We start from the raw sequence: 14,953 nt of genomic DNA, 5'->3' as shown, positions 1-14,953 counted from the left end.
CGCCCCATCGTGACCAGACACCCGTGACACCCGCAAAACGCCTGTGCATCGTCGGGGGCTCGACGCGCGACCCCGGCGGCGTCGAAATCTTCTGCGCCCGCGCGCTCGAGGCGGTGCGGACGCATTGGCAGGCGTGCGATGTCCTCTGGTTGCAAGCCCATAGCGGCCATCTCAATCCCGCGCGCCTGCCGCGCTTCCTGCGCGCGCTGAACGCGTTCCGCCGCGCCAACCGCGTGCCGATCGACGTGCTGTGGCTCAACGCCGCCAATCTGCCCGATCTGCTGTTCGTGCTGCTCGCCAAGGCGCTCGGCATCCGCGTGCTGGTGACGCTGCATCTCGGCGCGAACAGCCGCTTGCAACGCATCGCCGTACTGCGCTGGCTGTCCCGCACGCTGGCCGCGCGCGCCGACCGGATCGCCCTGCTGTTCGACGGGCAGGACGCCGAGATCGACCTGCCCGCGCATGTGCCGCGTTCGACGATCCGCACCTTCCTGCCGCCGGAGAGTTTCACGCCCCCCGCCGCGCTACCCACCGAGCCCGCGCTGCGGCTGATCCACGCCGGCCGGCTCTCAGAGGGCAAAGGCAGTCTCGCGATCGTCGATCTGTGCGCCGCGCTGGACCGCGCCGGGGTGCCCTTCACCGCGCGGATCATCGGACGCGGTGACGAAGCGTTGATGCAGGAGCTTTACGCCCGCATCGAAGCGAACGGCCTCAAGCCCCACATCGCTTTGTCCGACTGGCTCGATGGCCCGGCATTGATCGCCGCGCTGGGGGACGCCGACATCCTCGTCCACCTGTCGCGGCTCGACAGTTTCCCGCTGATCGTGCTCGAAGCGATGGCCGCCGGCACGCTCCCGATCGCGATCGACATGGCTGGCGTGCGCGCGATGACCTCGGCCTATGACGGCCATCTCGTCGCCCCGGACACAGCCGTCGCCGACGCGGAAGCCTGGCTCGAAGCCAACCGTCTCGACGATCTGCGCCATCGCGGCGCCGCGATGGGCGCGCGCGTTCGCGAGGATTATAGCTGGGCGGCCTGCGTCGCGACGCTCGCCGCCGCGATCGATGCTATGGAGCCGGCGGCAACCGCGTGAACGCGACCGAGGCGAGCGGCCGCGTCGGCGGCACGCGCCGCCGGAACAGCCCGCCGATCAGCCCGACTGCAAGCGCGTTCCACATCGCGAACGAATACAGCCCGAGCGCGAGCGATCCGCGCCGCCACCCAAGCCACGCGACCGGCACGATCACCAGCGCCGCCGCAACCACCGGCGCGCGCCACAGCGCAAGCACCAGCGACAGCCACCAGCCTGCGATCACCACCGCCTTGCGGACATGCCCGAGCCGTCGCACGACCAGCCCGAAATGCGGCTTGCCGATGCTCGCGCGCAGCACCTCGCCCGCGCCGCCCATCTGCCCCGAGGTGAGCCGGTACAGCAGCAGCCGATAGCCGTTGCCCGAATGGCCGCGATGCTCGACCGCCGGCACGTCGATCCGCACCAGCGTCCAGCCACGGCTGGTCAGCCGCGCGGCGAGATCGAACTCCTCGAACGAATGGAGGTTGCGATCGGAGAAATAGCCGACCTCGCGAATCGCGCGCATCCGATACACCCCGCCGCCATCGAGCCGATCGACCGGGCCGGCGCGGCGATGCGCCTCGCGTGCCATCGCGGCAGCGCGGATCTGGAACTCCTCGGCCTCGAGATTGCGCTCGATCACTTGCCCACCGACGCCCGCGACATCGGGATTCGCGTCGAGATACGCGAGGCTCGCCTCGATAAAGCCCGGCACCAGCGTCATGTCGCCATCGATCAGGCAGAAATAGTCGGCATCGAGATGCTGGAAGGCGAGTTGCGCGCCGGCGCCGCACGATCGTTCGTCGCGATTGGCGAGCTGGACGACCACGACCGGCAGCCTGCGCGCGATCTCGACGGTCGCGTCGCTCGAACCGCTGTCGGCAAGCAGCACCGTGCCGCCATAAGGTTCGACAGCGGCGAGCGCGCTGCGCAGCGCCGCCTCGATCTTGGTCGCCTCGTTGAGCGCCTTGATGCCGATCGCGATTTTCATGGCGTGGGTGATAGCGTGGGCGAGGCGGCGCGCCCATACCACAGCCGCGCCGCGCGCAGGATCAGCGCCGCGCACACCGCATCGCCGAGTGCAACGCCGAGAATCGACCACAAAGGCGGCGCGATCAGCAGCAGCGCCGCGACCGCCGCGACCGAGACGAACGCCGACCACAGGCTCGCCAGCGCGAGCGGCCGGAACGCGCCGCCGGCCTGAAGCAAAGTGCCATCGGGAATCCGCACCACCCGGAACAGCGCTGTCGTCATCCACAACGCCGCGCCGATCGCGAGCATGTGCCGGTGATATTGCGGCGGATAGATCAGCCGTGGATCGAACCACAACAAAGCGGCGGTGGCGACGGCGGTACCAAGCCAGCTTAGCAGCAGGATCGCGCGGAACAACCGCACCGCGTGGCGCGCCTCGCCGAGATCGTCCGCACCGATCGCCCGCGCGATCCGGGACCGCTCGAACTCGGTCAGAGCATTGAAGATGACCGTGATCGGCCGGATCAGAATCGCCGCCGCCGCCAGCGGCGCGAACGCGCCCGCACCGAGGAAGCCGGTGACGAGATAGGCATGCGCGTTGACGGTCGCCTCGGACGTCACCACGCCGAGCAGCGACCAGCGGCCATGCGCGCGCCACACGCTGCGATAGTTGGCGAGATGCGCCGGGCTGAACGCGGCGATCTGCTCGACGAGAACGGCGGGGCCGAAGGCGAGCAACCCCGCCACCGTCGCGACAAGGAACACCGCAAAAGCGCCGCCAGTGCCGCGCACGACGCCAGCAAACAGCAGCGCGGTGCCGATCAGCAGCACGACGCTATAGAGCAGGTCCGATCCGCTCACGCGGCGTTGCTGCGCGCGCGCATAGCCGAGCGCGCGCGCGAACCCGCGCAGCAGCGCGAGCGCGGCGAAGGCGGCGAACAGCGCAACCGCATCCCAGCCCTCGCCAACGGCGCGCGCGACCAGCGCGAACGGCAAGGCCGCGAGCAGCACGCCGCACAGATTGGCGGACAGCATGGTTCGCGCCGGATCGTCCACACCCTCGTCGCGGGCTGCGCTAAGCACCAGCGGCAGCGGCGCCCAGAACAAGGCGGACCAGATCGCCGAGCCGAGCTGCGCCGCGATCAGCAGGAACGAGAAGCGCCCGAACCCCGCCGGATCGACCTGCCGCAACAACACCAGCGACAGCAGGAATTGCGCACCGGCCGAGCCGACCGGCCCGGCCAGCGCCAGCGCGTAGCGCAACAGATCCCCGGTGAGCGCCGGGCCGCGGTCAGCGCGTGCCACGATCCGGCACCCGTTCACGCCGCCCGGCGCGCGAGCGCGTCACGCGCTCCGGTAATATTCGGCGTATTTGCGCGAGTAATAATACAGGCCACCGACCGATTCGGCGCCTTGGCCGACCATCGAATAGACCATGCCGATCGGGTTGCTGCCGTCGGCGCGAAGCCAGTTGACGGCCGAGGAGGCTGCCGAGGCGGGCGTCTCATCCCACTTCACCACCATGATCGTCGCGTCCGCCAGTACCGCGAGGAAGCGGCCGTCGGCGAGACCCATCAGCGGCGGCAGATCGAGCACGATATGATCGTAGCGACCGCGCAGCGTATTGAGCAGATTTTCCATCGCGCCGCCGCCGAACAGATCCTCCGAGCTGAAATAGCGCGACACGACGAGCAACTGGTCGAGCCCCGGCACGTCACCCGGCAGGATCGCCTCGTCGAGTTGCGCGTCGCCGTGGATCACTTCGACCAGACCGACGCGCGGCGGCGCGCCCTTGACCATGCGCTGCATGACCGCGCGACGAACGTCGCACTCGATCAGCAGGGTCTTGGCGTTCGCGATCGCGAGCGTGCGCGCGAACGCGAGCGCGGTGGTGCTCTTGCCTTCGCTCGGCAGCGCCGAGGTGAGCGCGATCACCTTGGGCGCGGCCTGGCCGCGCACGCCCAGCACCGCGGCGCGGACGATGCGCAGCGATTCCGAGAAGAACGAGGTCGGCTCGGTGATGAGCAGATCGGCCGGGTTGACGCCCTTGGCGACCTTGGGGATCGCCGCGAGCATCGTCAGGCCGAGCGTGCGGTCGGCGTCTTCCGCCGAGCGCAAGGTGCCCGACATCAGTTCCTGCACCGCGATCGTGGCACCGCCGGCGATCAGACCGAGCACCAAAGCGGCGACATAGAAGAGCGGCTTGTTCGGGCTGGTTGGCCGTGACGGCGCCTGCGCGACCTCGACGATCTGCGCCTGCGCCAGCGACACACGCGCCGCCTGCATGCTGTCGAGCGCCATCTGCGACATGCGATCATAGAGCGCACGCTTGGCGGTCGCCTCGCGCTCGAGACCTTCGGCGATCACCGCGTTGCGGGTATCGCCGGCACGCCGCGTTTCGAGCTGCCCCATCGACTCACGCAAACTCGCGACGCGTGCTTGCGTGGACGCGGCGGTGGCGGTCAGCGCGGAGATCACACGCCGCGTCTCGTTCTGAAGCTGCGCATCGACTGCGGCAAGTTGGTCGCGCACGCGCAGCGTCTCGGGGTGCTTCTCGCCGTAACGAACCTGGATTTCGCCGAGGTTGCGCACGATGTCGGAACGCTGGCTGCGCAATGCCTGCACCGTCGCCGAATTGAGCACGACACCGACCGAGTCGCGACTGCCATGCGCCATCTGCGTGCGCGCGGCATCGAGATCGGACCGTGCCGCCGCCGCATCGGCTTGCGCCTGAGCGAGCGAGCCGGCGAGCGGGGTGATCTGCTGGTCGACGATCGTACTGCCGTTCGCGCCACCGCCGTCGCTTTCGACGATCCCCGCCTTAGCGCGGTAATCGGCGACTTGCGCGTCGGCATTGCGCGCATCGTCGGCCAGTTCCTTCAGCCGACGCTCAAACCATTGCGACTGGCGTTCGGCGGTGCCGGCCTTGTTGCCGGTCTTGGCGTCGATATAGCCCTGCGCGAACGCGTTGGCGAACTTGGCGGCCTTGATCGGATCGGCCGAGGTGAAGCTGATGTCGAGGATGTAGGTCAGCTTTTCGCGGGAAACGTTCAGCTTCTTGAGGAGCGCGGCGGCAAGCACGCTCTCGCGATCGGACGCCGTCGTAAGACCAGGTCCGCCCCCCTGCAAGGCCTTGGCGAATTCGGGATCGCGATCGAGGTGGAACTGCCGCACGATCGCGCGCGCGATCGTCGGCGATTGCACCGAGGCGACCTCGGTGTCGATCGCTTCCGGGGTCAGTTCGGCCTTGCCGTCCGCCGATTTGGTGGCGAGCGGGTTGAGCGACGGATCGATTCGCACCTTCGCCGTCGAGGTGTAGGAGACCGGCAGGAACTGTACCGCGACGATCCCCAGCACCGCCACCGCCGCGAACACGACAAGCAGCAGCAGCCACCGACGCATGACGGTGTCGCGGACCATCTGGATGATATCCGCAAGCTGCGCTTCGGACTCACCGGCTTCCTGTCTGACTTCCATAAGCGTCCTGTTATCCTGCTAGAAGCGTTCTGTCCCGGGAAAGTATTAGATCCGGAACGTCAACCCCACCTCGCCCCGTACTTCGTCGTAACCGCTGCCAAGTACGCCCGATGTTGCGCTGCGATTGCTGTAACTGAGCGAACCATCGAGCACCACCTTGCGCGAGGACAAATACCGTGCGCCAGCGCCGAGCCGGTACGCATTCGCATTCTGTCCGGTACGGACATAATTCTGTCGAGAATATTCACCGGTCGCGTTCACCAGAATGCCGCGCCAGACCTCCCGATCGACTCGCGTGCTGACACGGTTGTCCCAATAGGCGCCACTGATGCCCAGACTGGTAATCTCGATCGAGCGACGCGCGCCCAAGGTGACGGTCGTCAGTCGCGATGGAAAGAGTTCGAGCCTGCCCTCGAGCGACACGCCGCCGACCGGCTTGTAGAGCGCAGCCTCGAACGTCTGGCGGGTATAGCCGACGCCGAGCGACCCGCGGACCTTGCCCGGCAAATCGAAGTTGATCCCGCCGAGTGCGCGAAGCCCATCCGAATCGAGGTTGGGCACGCCGGGGCTTAATTCGGTCTTGAAGGCCTGGTTGGCGAAGGAACCCTGCGCGAAGAAGGCAAGGCTAGGCGATAGGGCGTATTCGAACTGGCCGGTGACACGTGCGATGTTCCGGTCGCGGTTCGACTGGTCGCGCGTTTCACCGTCCAGCAACGGCAATGGTTGAAAACGAAACGATGCGTAATCGACGGCCAATGTCGTGCGGGTCCGCCCGACCTGATTGACGCCGCGCACACTCACGAAATCACGGCGATATCGGGAAATCGCTGCGACCGTCGGCGTCACTTCTCCGGAAAACTGGCTTTCGTTCGCCTGCGTCGAAATCTCTTCGACCGTAACGGAACTGAACCGCCCAAGATCCACCCGCCCCCGCACATCGCTTTGCCATGTCGCCTCGTTGCGACGCGACTGACCGATATATTGGCGGAACGTGCCCGTACCGGAAACCAGCAGCTCGTGCCGGTTCCACCGCGAGATCAACGTCGCGCTCGGTGTTGTCGAGATGAAGGCGGAGGCGGTCGGCTCGGCGGTGTAATAGGTGTTGCTGGTCGCGCCGCCGCCGGACTGGATCGACGGCAGCAGATTGAACGATCCGATGCGAATCCCGACCGGGTCGAACGCCCGGCGCGGCAGTTCGACCACGCTCTGGTTGCGCCCGCGGTTGAACCCCGGCGGCACCACCGGCGGCAACAGCAGCGATTCGCCGACCTGCGCGCGCGCGGGAACGATCGCGCACGCCGGCACGGCCGCGCACAGCAGGAGGCGCCACCCCCGATTCACCGATTTGGCGGACACGGTCATGAGCCCCCGGACGCTCCCGCACCGCAACACGCCAGGATGCGCGCCGAAGCGCCGCACGCCCAGGCGGAGCGGTGGCATCTTCCTTCGGGAGCCAAACGCAATCCCATCAACCCGCGTCTCCCTGAACGATCGTCACCGCACATGCGGCAAGACCAGCACTCTCCCGATCGACCGATCAGAAGAAGCGCTCTCCGACGCGAATCGTATCGCCCGGATATACCCGCAGATCCGGCGTGAGCTGGTAATTCTCCTCCACCGTCGCGCCCTCACGCCGGATGTGAACGATGTAGCGGTCGGCGCGCGGGGTGAACCCCTGCGCGGTCGCGATCGCGTTGAACGCGGTCAGGCCGATCGAATAGGGGAACTGGCCGGGTGCGGTGACTTCGCCGAGAATGAAGAACGGACGGAAGCCGGTGACTTCCATGTTGACCTGCGGGCTGCGCAGATAGCCGTCGCCATAGCGCGCCTGCGCTTCGGCGGCGACTTCCTCGACCCGGCGCCCGACAGCCGGCGTCGCGCCGATCAGCGGCAACGCGACGGTGCCGTTCGGCCCGACCGTGAACTCGCCCGACATGTCGGGCTCGCGAAACACCGTGAGACGCACCTTGTCACCGATTCCCAGCCGGTAATCGGTGACGACGGCGCGGTTGGAGACGTAACGGTCACCGGTCGAGATGACCTCCGCACCCCTGCCTCCGCACGCCGCCAACAACGCGCAGACGCACAACAACATCGCTGATCGGATACCCACTTAAGCTCCCTTCACACGGCTCTGCGGCGCGGCTTGTGCTGTGCAACATCTGACACAGGCGCGGCTGTCAGGCAATATGCGCGGCCCCGCCACACGTCAGTTCGTCGCGTAAAGCCCCGCCGATCCGAGGAATTTCGATGATGTACCGGGACGCGCCGCAATACAGGCACCGTAAAACGCCGAACATCTTGCACGATATTCGGCGTCGCGGTGCTCACGTCCTCTGTTCCCGCCACACGATATCGATCGCAACCCCGTCCAAGCACGATCAATCGAGGCATGCCGCGCTGCGACATAATTGTTGCGGTACCGGGACGATCGTTGAGCGGCCCGGCGAACAGCCGGCCATTGGCGAGATCGCGCTCGTCGACCCCCGCGAACGGGTCGGAACGATCGAGCATCGTGCCCGGCGCGCGGCGTGACCCCAAAACCGAGGCGAAAGGCCGCGACAGGCACCGAAGCGCAGCCGCCCCAGCCGCCGCCGCGCCGCACCCAGAGTCGAGCGTCCTATCACCTGTCGCACCTCCGTAGCCGAGCCATCGTCGCCTTAAAGCGCAAAGTGATCGACGGCCAGCCGATTCCGCATTGCAGCGCACATCTTAAAAGATAACGAAAATGTCATTTACCCATTTGACGTGAGAAGAACCGGCAAGCATACTTCGAATCGTCGCTACGCGTTCCTGTGCGGCGAGTAGATCTCGCGTCTCGCATTTCCCGATATCGACCCATCGCAAGGCGCATGATCTGCGCGGAGGTGATCGTTATGGAGCACGCATCTTTGATGGATCGCGGCTGGCAGCGCATAGTGCAGACCGCATCTTTGTACCGGGCGACGGCATGACGGGATTGGTGCGGCAGATCGGGCGCGCACGCGCCCATGCGCGCGACGACGATGACGATGCCGTCCTGGCGTGGCAGCCGCACCGAACGGCCCCGGCCACGGGCCGCGCCCCGCGCCGGTCGCTCATCATTCTCGGCATTCGCGGTGTGCCAGCGACACACGGCGGCTTCGAGACCTTCGCGGACCGGCTCGCGCGGCACCTGAGCGCGCGCGGATGGGATATCACCGTCTACTGCCAGGGCTCGCCGACCGGGCGGCGCGAGGAGGATATGTGGGAGGGCGTCCGCCGCATCCACATCCCCGTTCACGCCGGTGCTGCATGGGGAACCATCGAGTTCGACATCCGCGCGGCGGCAGACGCGCTCAGACGCCCCGGCACGATCCTGACCTTGGGCTATAATACCGGCTTCCTGAGTGCGTATCTGCGCACGCGTGGCCGGGTGAACCTCGTCAATATGGACGGGCTGGAGTGGAAGCGCGCCAAATATTCCGCGCCCGCGCGCGCCTTCCTCTGGATCAACGAGCGGCTCGCCGCCCGCGCGGGCAACACGCTCATCGCCGATCATCCGGCGATCGCCGACCATCTCGCCAGCCATGTGTCGCCAGAAAAGATGATCGTGATTCCCTATGGCAGCGATCGGCTGCTCGACATGTCGGCCGCGCCGCTCGCCGGTCTCGGGGTGGAGCCGGGCGGCTTCTTCACGCTGATCGCGCGCCCCGAGCCGGAGAATTCGGTGCTGGAGATCGTGCGCGCCTTCTCGCGCCGGCGGCGCGGCCTGAAATTGCTGGTGCTCGGCGCCTACGATCCCGCCATCCCCTATCACGCGGCGGTGCTGAATGCGGCGGGGCCGGAGGTCGTCATGCCCGGCGCGATCTACGACCGGCGCATCGTCGATGCGCTGCGGGTTCACAGCATCGCCTATCTGCACGGCCATCAGGTCGGCGGCACCAATCCGTCGCTGGTCGAAGCGCTCGGCGCGGGCAACGCGATCATCGCGCACGACAACCGCTTCAATCGGTGGGTGGCGGGCCGGGCGGGGCTGTATTTCGCCTCGGAGGACCAGATTTCCGACCATATCGACCGGCTGGTCAGTTGCGAGGCGCTGCGCGTCGAATTGCGCGCGGCGGCGGTGACGCGGTGGCGGGCGGCGTTCACCTGGGACAAGGTGCTGTCGGGGTATGAGCAGCTGATCGAAGCGTGGTCGCAGCGCAGCTCATATGCCGGCGATGCGCGCAATCAGCGCAGCCTGTTCGGTAATGCCATCTTCGCCGAACAGGCTGCGCACGCCTGAACGTCCCGCCGGCGGATACGGGTCGGCGAGCGCCGCGACCACGGCGCGGGCGAACGGCTCGGCATCGTCGTGGATACGGAACTGCCCCGCCACCTCGGGCGCAAAGCCCTGCGCGCCGACCGAGGTGGTCACGATCGGCGCATCATAGCGCAGCATGTCGATCGACTTCACGTTGACGCCGCTGCCCGACAGGATCGGGTTGACCAGCACGCGCCCGTTGCAAAGCACATCGTCCGCACTCGGCGCATTGGCAATGAGGTCGATATCCGGCGCTTGCACGAACAGCGCCAGCGCCGCCGGCCCGGGATCGGCGCCCGCAAAGGCGCAGCGTATGCCGGGGCGCAACGCGCGCAGATGCGGCATCACATCGCTGACGAACCACGCGATCCCGCGCAGATTGTTGGGCAGCCGCAGGTTGCCGATATAGGCAACGTCCCAGCGCTTTTCGGCAGGCGGCAGACGTGTGACCGCGCGGTCTCCCGAAAACACCGTCGGCGCCCACGAAATGCGCGCGATGCCGCGCCGCTTCCAGTACGCGACGTCGTCGGCGGAGATATCGAAGGTCCACGCTGCGCGCCGGAGCAGCCCTTCCTCATACCGCTTGAGCCCGAAGCGCGCGATGCTCCACGCGAGCCGCGAGCGCAGGTCGCGCGTGGCTGCGGCCTGCTGCGCGAAATACAGATGTTCGATATTGTGCCCGCGCACGATCACCGGCACCCCGCACGCCCGCGCGAGCGCCTCACCGCCAACGCCGCCATAAATGCCGTCGAGCACGATCGCGGCGGGGCCGAACGCTTTGGCCTCGGCGATCAGCCGCGCCTGCGTAGCCGCATCGGGCACGCGCGCGGCGACATGGCTGGGGTAGCGCCACAGCCGCGCCAGCCGCCGCGCGAAGGCGGCGGGGCTGTGCGCGATCGGCAGGATATCGATTGCCTCGAATACGTCGCGCAGCGCATCGACATCGGCGGCGGTGGCGGGCGCATCCAGCGGCGAGCGCCAGCAGATCAGCCGCAGCCGCCAGCCGCGCGCGGCGAACGCACGCCAGCGGTGATACTGATCGACCTTGTGCCCATAGGTCGGCGGGCAGGGCAGATCGCTGGTCAGCACGATCAGGCGCTTGCCGCTCATCGCGTGTCGATCGCAGCGAGGAAGGCGGCGGCGGCGCGGTCCCAGGAGAAAAGTTCGGCCTGCGCGCGCCGCTGCGCCGCATCCGGCGCCGGAACCGGCGACGCAGCGAAATGCCCGGCGATCAGCCCGGCGAGCGTCGTCACGGCGTCCTCAGCCTCGGGATCGAAATAGCGGACGAGATCGCCGCCGACCTCGGGCAGCGCGGTCCGGTTCGAGGCGATCGTCGGGATGCCGAACAACGTCGCATCGAGCAGCGGCAGGCCGAACCCCTCGGCCGCGCTCGGATAGACGAACAGGCTGGCGCCGCGATACACAGCGATCAGTTCGTCCTCGGGCAGATGGCTGCGCAGGTCGATGCGCGGATCGCGCGGCATCGCGAAGCCGAACCCGGCATCGACCGCGCCGACGATCACCAGCCGCACGTCGGCCGGGTCGGCCAAACGGAACGCGTCGATCAACAGCCCGACATTCTTGCGCCGCTCGATCCGCCCGACCGTCAGGATATAGCGCGGCGATGCCGGTTCGGCGCGATCATAGGCCGACGGCGAAAACGACGGCCCGTTCAGCACCACGCGCAGCCGCTCGGGCGGCACCCCGAAGCGCGCCTCCACCGCCGCGCGCGTATCCTCGCTGACGGCGAGCACCACGCCCGCGCGCCGGATCGCCAGCGCGCCGAACACCCGCATCCGCAGCCGCATCGCCAGCGGAAAATAGCGCGGGTGGGTGAGCGGCAGGATATCGTGGACGAACACGGCATGCCGCCCGGCGAGCGGCGCGATATATTGAAACACCCCGATGGTGACGCCGTCGCGCCGGAACAGCCGGGGGAACTCCAGCAGCCGCCGCACCGCGCCCCGCGCCGGCAGCGCAACATATTCGAACGCCTCGACCCCGACCGCCGCCCGCGCCGTCACCGGATCGTCCGCATAAACGATCAGCCGCCGCGTGCCGATCCGCCCGCCCAGCGCGCGCAACAAATTGGTCAGCGTCGAGCGCGTGCCCTGATATTTGCCGGTCAGCACATGCGCGTCGACGCCGATCGTCACGTCATCGGTCATCACCGCGCCGCCAGCGCGGCGATGATGCGTTCGCGCGTGTCGGGCGCGAGCCGCTCGGTCGATTGCAGCAGCACGCCGATATGATGCGGCTGCCAGTCGGCGAGAAATCGCTCCTCTTCACCCGGCAGCGACAGCGCGTAATTCCACGAGTTGAGCGTCAGGCTCTCGGGCGTGCGCGCGTGGCCGTCGCCGCGTTCGACATGATCGATGAACACCCCATAAGCCATATATTCCGAAAACAGCGGCTCGCGCCCGACCGCGACCTGCCACGGCAAACCCGTCGTGCGCGCGATCCGCGCCTGCAGCCGCAGCAAGGTATCGCGCCGCCACGAGATGATGTTGCCGACATAATCCGCGCCATAATAGGCTTGCGGTTCGATCCCGAGCAGCCGCCCGACGGTACGGCTCCACGCGCCTTGCGCCGGCTGGTCCGCGCCCAGCCCCGGCTTGTGGACGAAGCGCACCGCATCGCCTTGCCGGAACAGCGCCGCGTCCATCGGCCGCAACAGCCGCACATCGCTGTCGATGAACAGCAACAGCTCGGCATCGCAGATCCGGTCGGCGCTCAGCTTGACGATCTGCTGGATGATCCACCCGCTCACCCGCCACCGGCCCGGCACCACCCACCCTTCGCGCAACGCTCGGCCGGTGAACGGAAGCCGCGCAGGCAACGGCAGCTTGAAGAAGCCGCGCGGCAGCACGTCCTCGATGACCGTCACCGTCCGGCGCGGCCCGTTCAGGTCGGCGAACAGCCGATACTGGCCACGCGGCACGACGAGATAATGGTGGATGTCCGCCCCCACGAACGCATCGACCGACGCGCACAACCCCCGCACGATCTCCAGATCGTTGCGATAGGTCGGCGTGATGATCGCCGCCTTCATCGCCCCAGCACGCCCAGAAACGCCGGCACCAGCAGCCGGTTGCCCGCTGCGCTCAGATGATGCGCATCATAATAAATCGGCTTGCCGTCGCGATAGCCGTCGCAGAACCGCGCGCCGCACAGCACCGGCAGCGGGTCCCAAAGCCGCACCCCCGGCAGGTCACGCCGGATCGCCACCAGCGCCGCCAGCGGCCGGCGGCGGCGCGCCTCGGCCTCGGCGCGCGGCACGTGCCAGCCCGGCCGGCAATAGCCGCTCCCGCGGTTGAACCAGTCGGCGCAGCGGAACAGCGCGGTCGGCATCACCGGCTTGGGCGCCTCGACGATCACCGTCACGCCGCGCCCCAGCACCGCCCGCAGCCGCGCCTCGGACTCGGCGATCCGCGCCTCCCCGGCATCGCGCAGCGCCGCGCCATCCCACAGCGTGCGGTAGAGCGGCGTATACAGCCCCGGCAAAAACACCACATCGCCCGACCGCGCGGCGGCGCGCACCTCGGCCAGCGCCCGCGCGCGGAACGCCGCGCAGCCCGGCGGCAGCACGGCATCGTCGACATCGATCACCCGGCACCCGCCCGCCGTATAGAGATCGACCGGCATCCCCCGCGCCGCCACCTCATGCAGCAGCAACGCATAGGCCCCCGCATGCGAATCGCCGACCACGAACAGCCGCCGCGCGCCAGCCGCCGCGCAGGCGGGCCGATACGTAACCCGCCACCCGCTCCCGAAATCGACCGTGCCGCGCGCCACCGCGCAGGCGCCCGCCGCCGGGACGAACGCCGGGTTCCACACCGCCGCGTCGTTCGATGCGGCCAGCCCAATCCACGGCTTGGCATACAGCAGCCCCACACACGCCGCCGCGACCACCACCGCCACGACTGCGAACCCCGCGAAGAACGCCGGCGTCTCCAGCCCCATCAACCGCCGATCGCGCCGAAGCGGCACCTCGACCCAGCGATAGCTCGCCCCCCCCAGCGCCAGCATCAGCCCCACCGCCAGCGCCTTCAGCGCAAGCGTATCGAGCCCCACCGTCCAGCGCATCAGCACCACCACGCCCCAATGCCACAGATACAGCGAGTAACTGATCGCCCCGACCCAGCGCAGCACGCCCACGCCAAGCACCCGCGCGAGCCACCCGCCGCCGCCGCGCCACAGCACCGCCAGCAGCACCACGGTCGCGACGCACGGCAGCAGCGCCCCCGGCCACGGAAACGCATCCTCGCGCGTCACCCCGAAACTCAGCAACAGCGCCGCCAGCGCGACGCCAGACCACCACGCGCCCCCGCGCACGACCACCCGCTCGCCCAGCCAGCGCAGCAGCATGCCGATGCCAAGCTCCCACAACCGCGCCGGCAGCAGGAAGAACGCGAACGCGCGCCAATGCTGCGTGAACCACCACGCCGCGCCAAGCGACACCGCGCACGCCAGCCCGACCGCGCCGATCCCCCACCAGCGCGCCCGGCCCCCTTGCGGCCGGCGCATCAGCCACCACGACACCGCCGGGAACAGCAGATAATAGTGCTCCTCCACCCCCAGCGACCAGGTCTGCGTGAAGCTGTTGTAATCGCTCGCCGCCGCGAAATAGTCGCCCGCCTTCCACAGCAACGCGACATTGCTCAGCCCGAACACCGCCGCCGCGCCGGTCAGCTCGACGAAGCGAGTCACCTCGGCGGTCGGCAGCAGCAGCACGCCGGCCAGCGCCACCACCAGCACATAGACGTACAGCGCCGGCAGGATGCGCAGGAACCGCCGCCGGTAGAACCCCGCGCAATACGCCCCGAAGCTACGGGCGCGAACCCCCGCCACCGAATGCGCGACGACGAACCCCGAGATCACGAAGAACACATCGACCCCGACGAACCCGCCCGGCAGCCAGCGCGCGTCGAGATGGAACACCACCACCGCCAGCACCGCCAGCGCGCGCAATCCGTCGATCCCGGCGATATGCCCGGCCCGCGCCCCCACGCCGCCCGCCATCGTTCGTCCGTCGCGCAAAGATCAGCCCCCCAATCTTCGCGGGCGAGACTAGGGCATTAACCATGATGCTGGCGAGCGAAACATGACGCCGGCGCAACGGAATTGCGGCCTTTGTCACAACAGCGCGATCGCATCGCCCGCCCTC

Annotated in this window: 12 protein-coding genes; 3 read left to right on the top strand and 9 right to left on the bottom strand. The window is 68.2% G+C overall.

Annotated elements, in window-relative coordinates; genetic code table 11:
• Positions 1 to 23: 23 nt before the first annotated feature.
• Positions 24 to 1,094 carry a glycosyltransferase family 4 protein gene (locus tag J0A91_RS07310; protein ID WP_069204357.1) on the top strand — a complete coding sequence of 357 codons (1,071 nt, stop codon included), beginning with the start codon at positions 24 to 26 and terminating at the stop codon, positions 1,092 to 1,094.
• Here the strand turns inward: J0A91_RS07310 and J0A91_RS07305 are convergent.
• From J0A91_RS07305 to J0A91_RS07285, 5 genes are all read right to left on the bottom strand, one after another.
• Positions 1,069 to 2,064 (bottom strand): glycosyltransferase family 2 protein, encoded by a 996-nt coding sequence (locus tag J0A91_RS07305; RefSeq protein ID WP_069204356.1) that lies wholly within the window; start codon positions 2,062 to 2,064, stop codon positions 1,069 to 1,071. The genes J0A91_RS07310 and J0A91_RS07305 overlap by 26 nt on opposite strands.
• Positions 2,061 to 3,350 (bottom strand): hypothetical protein, encoded by a 1,290-nt coding sequence (locus tag J0A91_RS07300; protein WP_150126849.1) that lies wholly within the window; start codon positions 3,348 to 3,350, stop codon positions 2,061 to 2,063. The genes J0A91_RS07305 and J0A91_RS07300 overlap by 4 nt, the downstream gene beginning before the upstream one ends.
• 39 nt (positions 3,351 to 3,389) lie before the next feature.
• A complete protein-coding gene (locus J0A91_RS07295; protein WP_069204354.1) occupies positions 3,390 to 5,522 on the bottom strand; it encodes a GumC family protein in 2,133 nt (710 codons plus the stop codon).
• 45 nt (positions 5,523 to 5,567) lie between these two features.
• Positions 5,568 to 6,962, bottom strand: coding sequence for an outer membrane beta-barrel protein (locus tag J0A91_RS07290; RefSeq protein WP_069204353.1), 1,395 nt, complete (start codon positions 6,960 to 6,962; stop codon positions 5,568 to 5,570).
• A 97-nt stretch (positions 6,963 to 7,059) separates the two neighbouring features.
• Positions 7,060 to 7,635 carry a polysaccharide biosynthesis/export family protein gene (locus J0A91_RS07285; protein ID WP_069204352.1) on the bottom strand — a complete coding sequence of 192 codons (576 nt, stop codon included), beginning with the start codon at positions 7,633 to 7,635 and terminating at the stop codon, positions 7,060 to 7,062.
• A 137-nt stretch (positions 7,636 to 7,772) separates the two neighbouring features.
• Here J0A91_RS07285 and J0A91_RS07280 point away from each other — a divergent pair, with 137 nt between their 5' ends.
• Both J0A91_RS07280 and J0A91_RS07275 read left to right on the top strand, forming a co-directional pair.
• Positions 7,773 to 8,057, top strand: coding sequence for a hypothetical protein (locus J0A91_RS07280; protein WP_150126848.1), 285 nt, complete (start codon positions 7,773 to 7,775; stop codon positions 8,055 to 8,057).
• Between the two features lie 415 nt (positions 8,058 to 8,472).
• Positions 8,473 to 9,768, top strand: coding sequence for a DUF1972 domain-containing protein (locus J0A91_RS07275; RefSeq protein WP_069204351.1), 1,296 nt, complete (start codon positions 8,473 to 8,475; stop codon positions 9,766 to 9,768).
• Here the strand turns inward: J0A91_RS07275 and J0A91_RS07270 are convergent.
• The 4 genes from J0A91_RS07270 to J0A91_RS07255 are packed head-to-tail and all read right to left on the bottom strand — an operon-like array spanning position 9,691 to position 14,826.
• Positions 9,691 to 10,896, bottom strand: a complete 1,206-nt coding sequence (locus J0A91_RS07270; protein ID WP_069204350.1) for a glycosyltransferase — start codon at positions 10,894 to 10,896, stop codon at positions 9,691 to 9,693. The genes J0A91_RS07275 and J0A91_RS07270 overlap by 78 nt on opposite strands.
• Positions 10,893 to 11,954 (bottom strand): glycosyltransferase family 4 protein, encoded by a 1,062-nt coding sequence (locus J0A91_RS07265; protein ID WP_069204349.1) that lies wholly within the window; start codon positions 11,952 to 11,954, stop codon positions 10,893 to 10,895. Before J0A91_RS07265 ends, J0A91_RS07270 begins: the two co-directional genes overlap by 4 nt.
• Positions 11,954 to 12,838 carry a DUF6492 family protein gene (locus J0A91_RS07260; RefSeq protein ID WP_069204348.1) on the bottom strand — a complete coding sequence of 295 codons (885 nt, stop codon included), beginning with the start codon at positions 12,836 to 12,838 and terminating at the stop codon, positions 11,954 to 11,956. Before J0A91_RS07260 ends, J0A91_RS07265 begins: the two co-directional genes overlap by 1 nt.
• Complete coding sequence (locus tag J0A91_RS07255; protein WP_150126847.1) at positions 12,835 to 14,826, bottom strand: acyltransferase family protein; 1,992 nt, start codon at positions 14,824 to 14,826, stop codon at positions 12,835 to 12,837. Before J0A91_RS07255 ends, J0A91_RS07260 begins: the two co-directional genes overlap by 4 nt.
• Positions 14,827 to 14,953 lie beyond the last annotated feature (127 nt).

Source organism: Sphingomonas panacis (genome assembly GCF_001717955.1).
Lineage (GTDB): Bacteria > Pseudomonadota > Alphaproteobacteria > Sphingomonadales > Sphingomonadaceae > Sphingomonas > Sphingomonas panacis.
Note: the sequence above shows the minus strand (reverse complement) of the source record. Positions and strands in the feature narration are given on the sequence as shown.

Bases quoted from the DNA above. Each gene is read 5' to 3' on its own strand.
- J0A91_RS07290 (WP_069204353.1), bottom strand. From the start codon at position 6,962: ATGCCACCGCTCCGCCTGGGCGTGCGGCGCTTCGGCGCGCATCCTGGC.
- J0A91_RS07275 (WP_069204351.1), top strand. From the start codon at position 8,473: ATGACGGGATTGGTGCGGCAGATCGGGCGCGCACGCGCCCATGCGCGC.
- J0A91_RS07280 (WP_150126848.1), top strand. From the start codon at position 7,773: ATGATGTACCGGGACGCGCCGCAATACAGGCACCGTAAAACGCCGAAC.
- J0A91_RS07270 (WP_069204350.1), bottom strand. From the start codon at position 10,896: ATGAGCGGCAAGCGCCTGATCGTGCTGACCAGCGATCTGCCCTGCCCG.
- J0A91_RS07265 (WP_069204349.1), bottom strand. From the start codon at position 11,954: ATGACCGATGACGTGACGATCGGCGTCGACGCGCATGTGCTGACCGGC.
- J0A91_RS07295 (WP_069204354.1), bottom strand. From the start codon at position 5,522: ATGGAAGTCAGACAGGAAGCCGGTGAGTCCGAAGCGCAGCTTGCGGAT.
- J0A91_RS07260 (WP_069204348.1), bottom strand. From the start codon at position 12,838: ATGAAGGCGGCGATCATCACGCCGACCTATCGCAACGATCTGGAGATC.
- J0A91_RS07305 (WP_069204356.1), bottom strand. From the start codon at position 2,064: ATGAAAATCGCGATCGGCATCAAGGCGCTCAACGAGGCGACCAAGATC.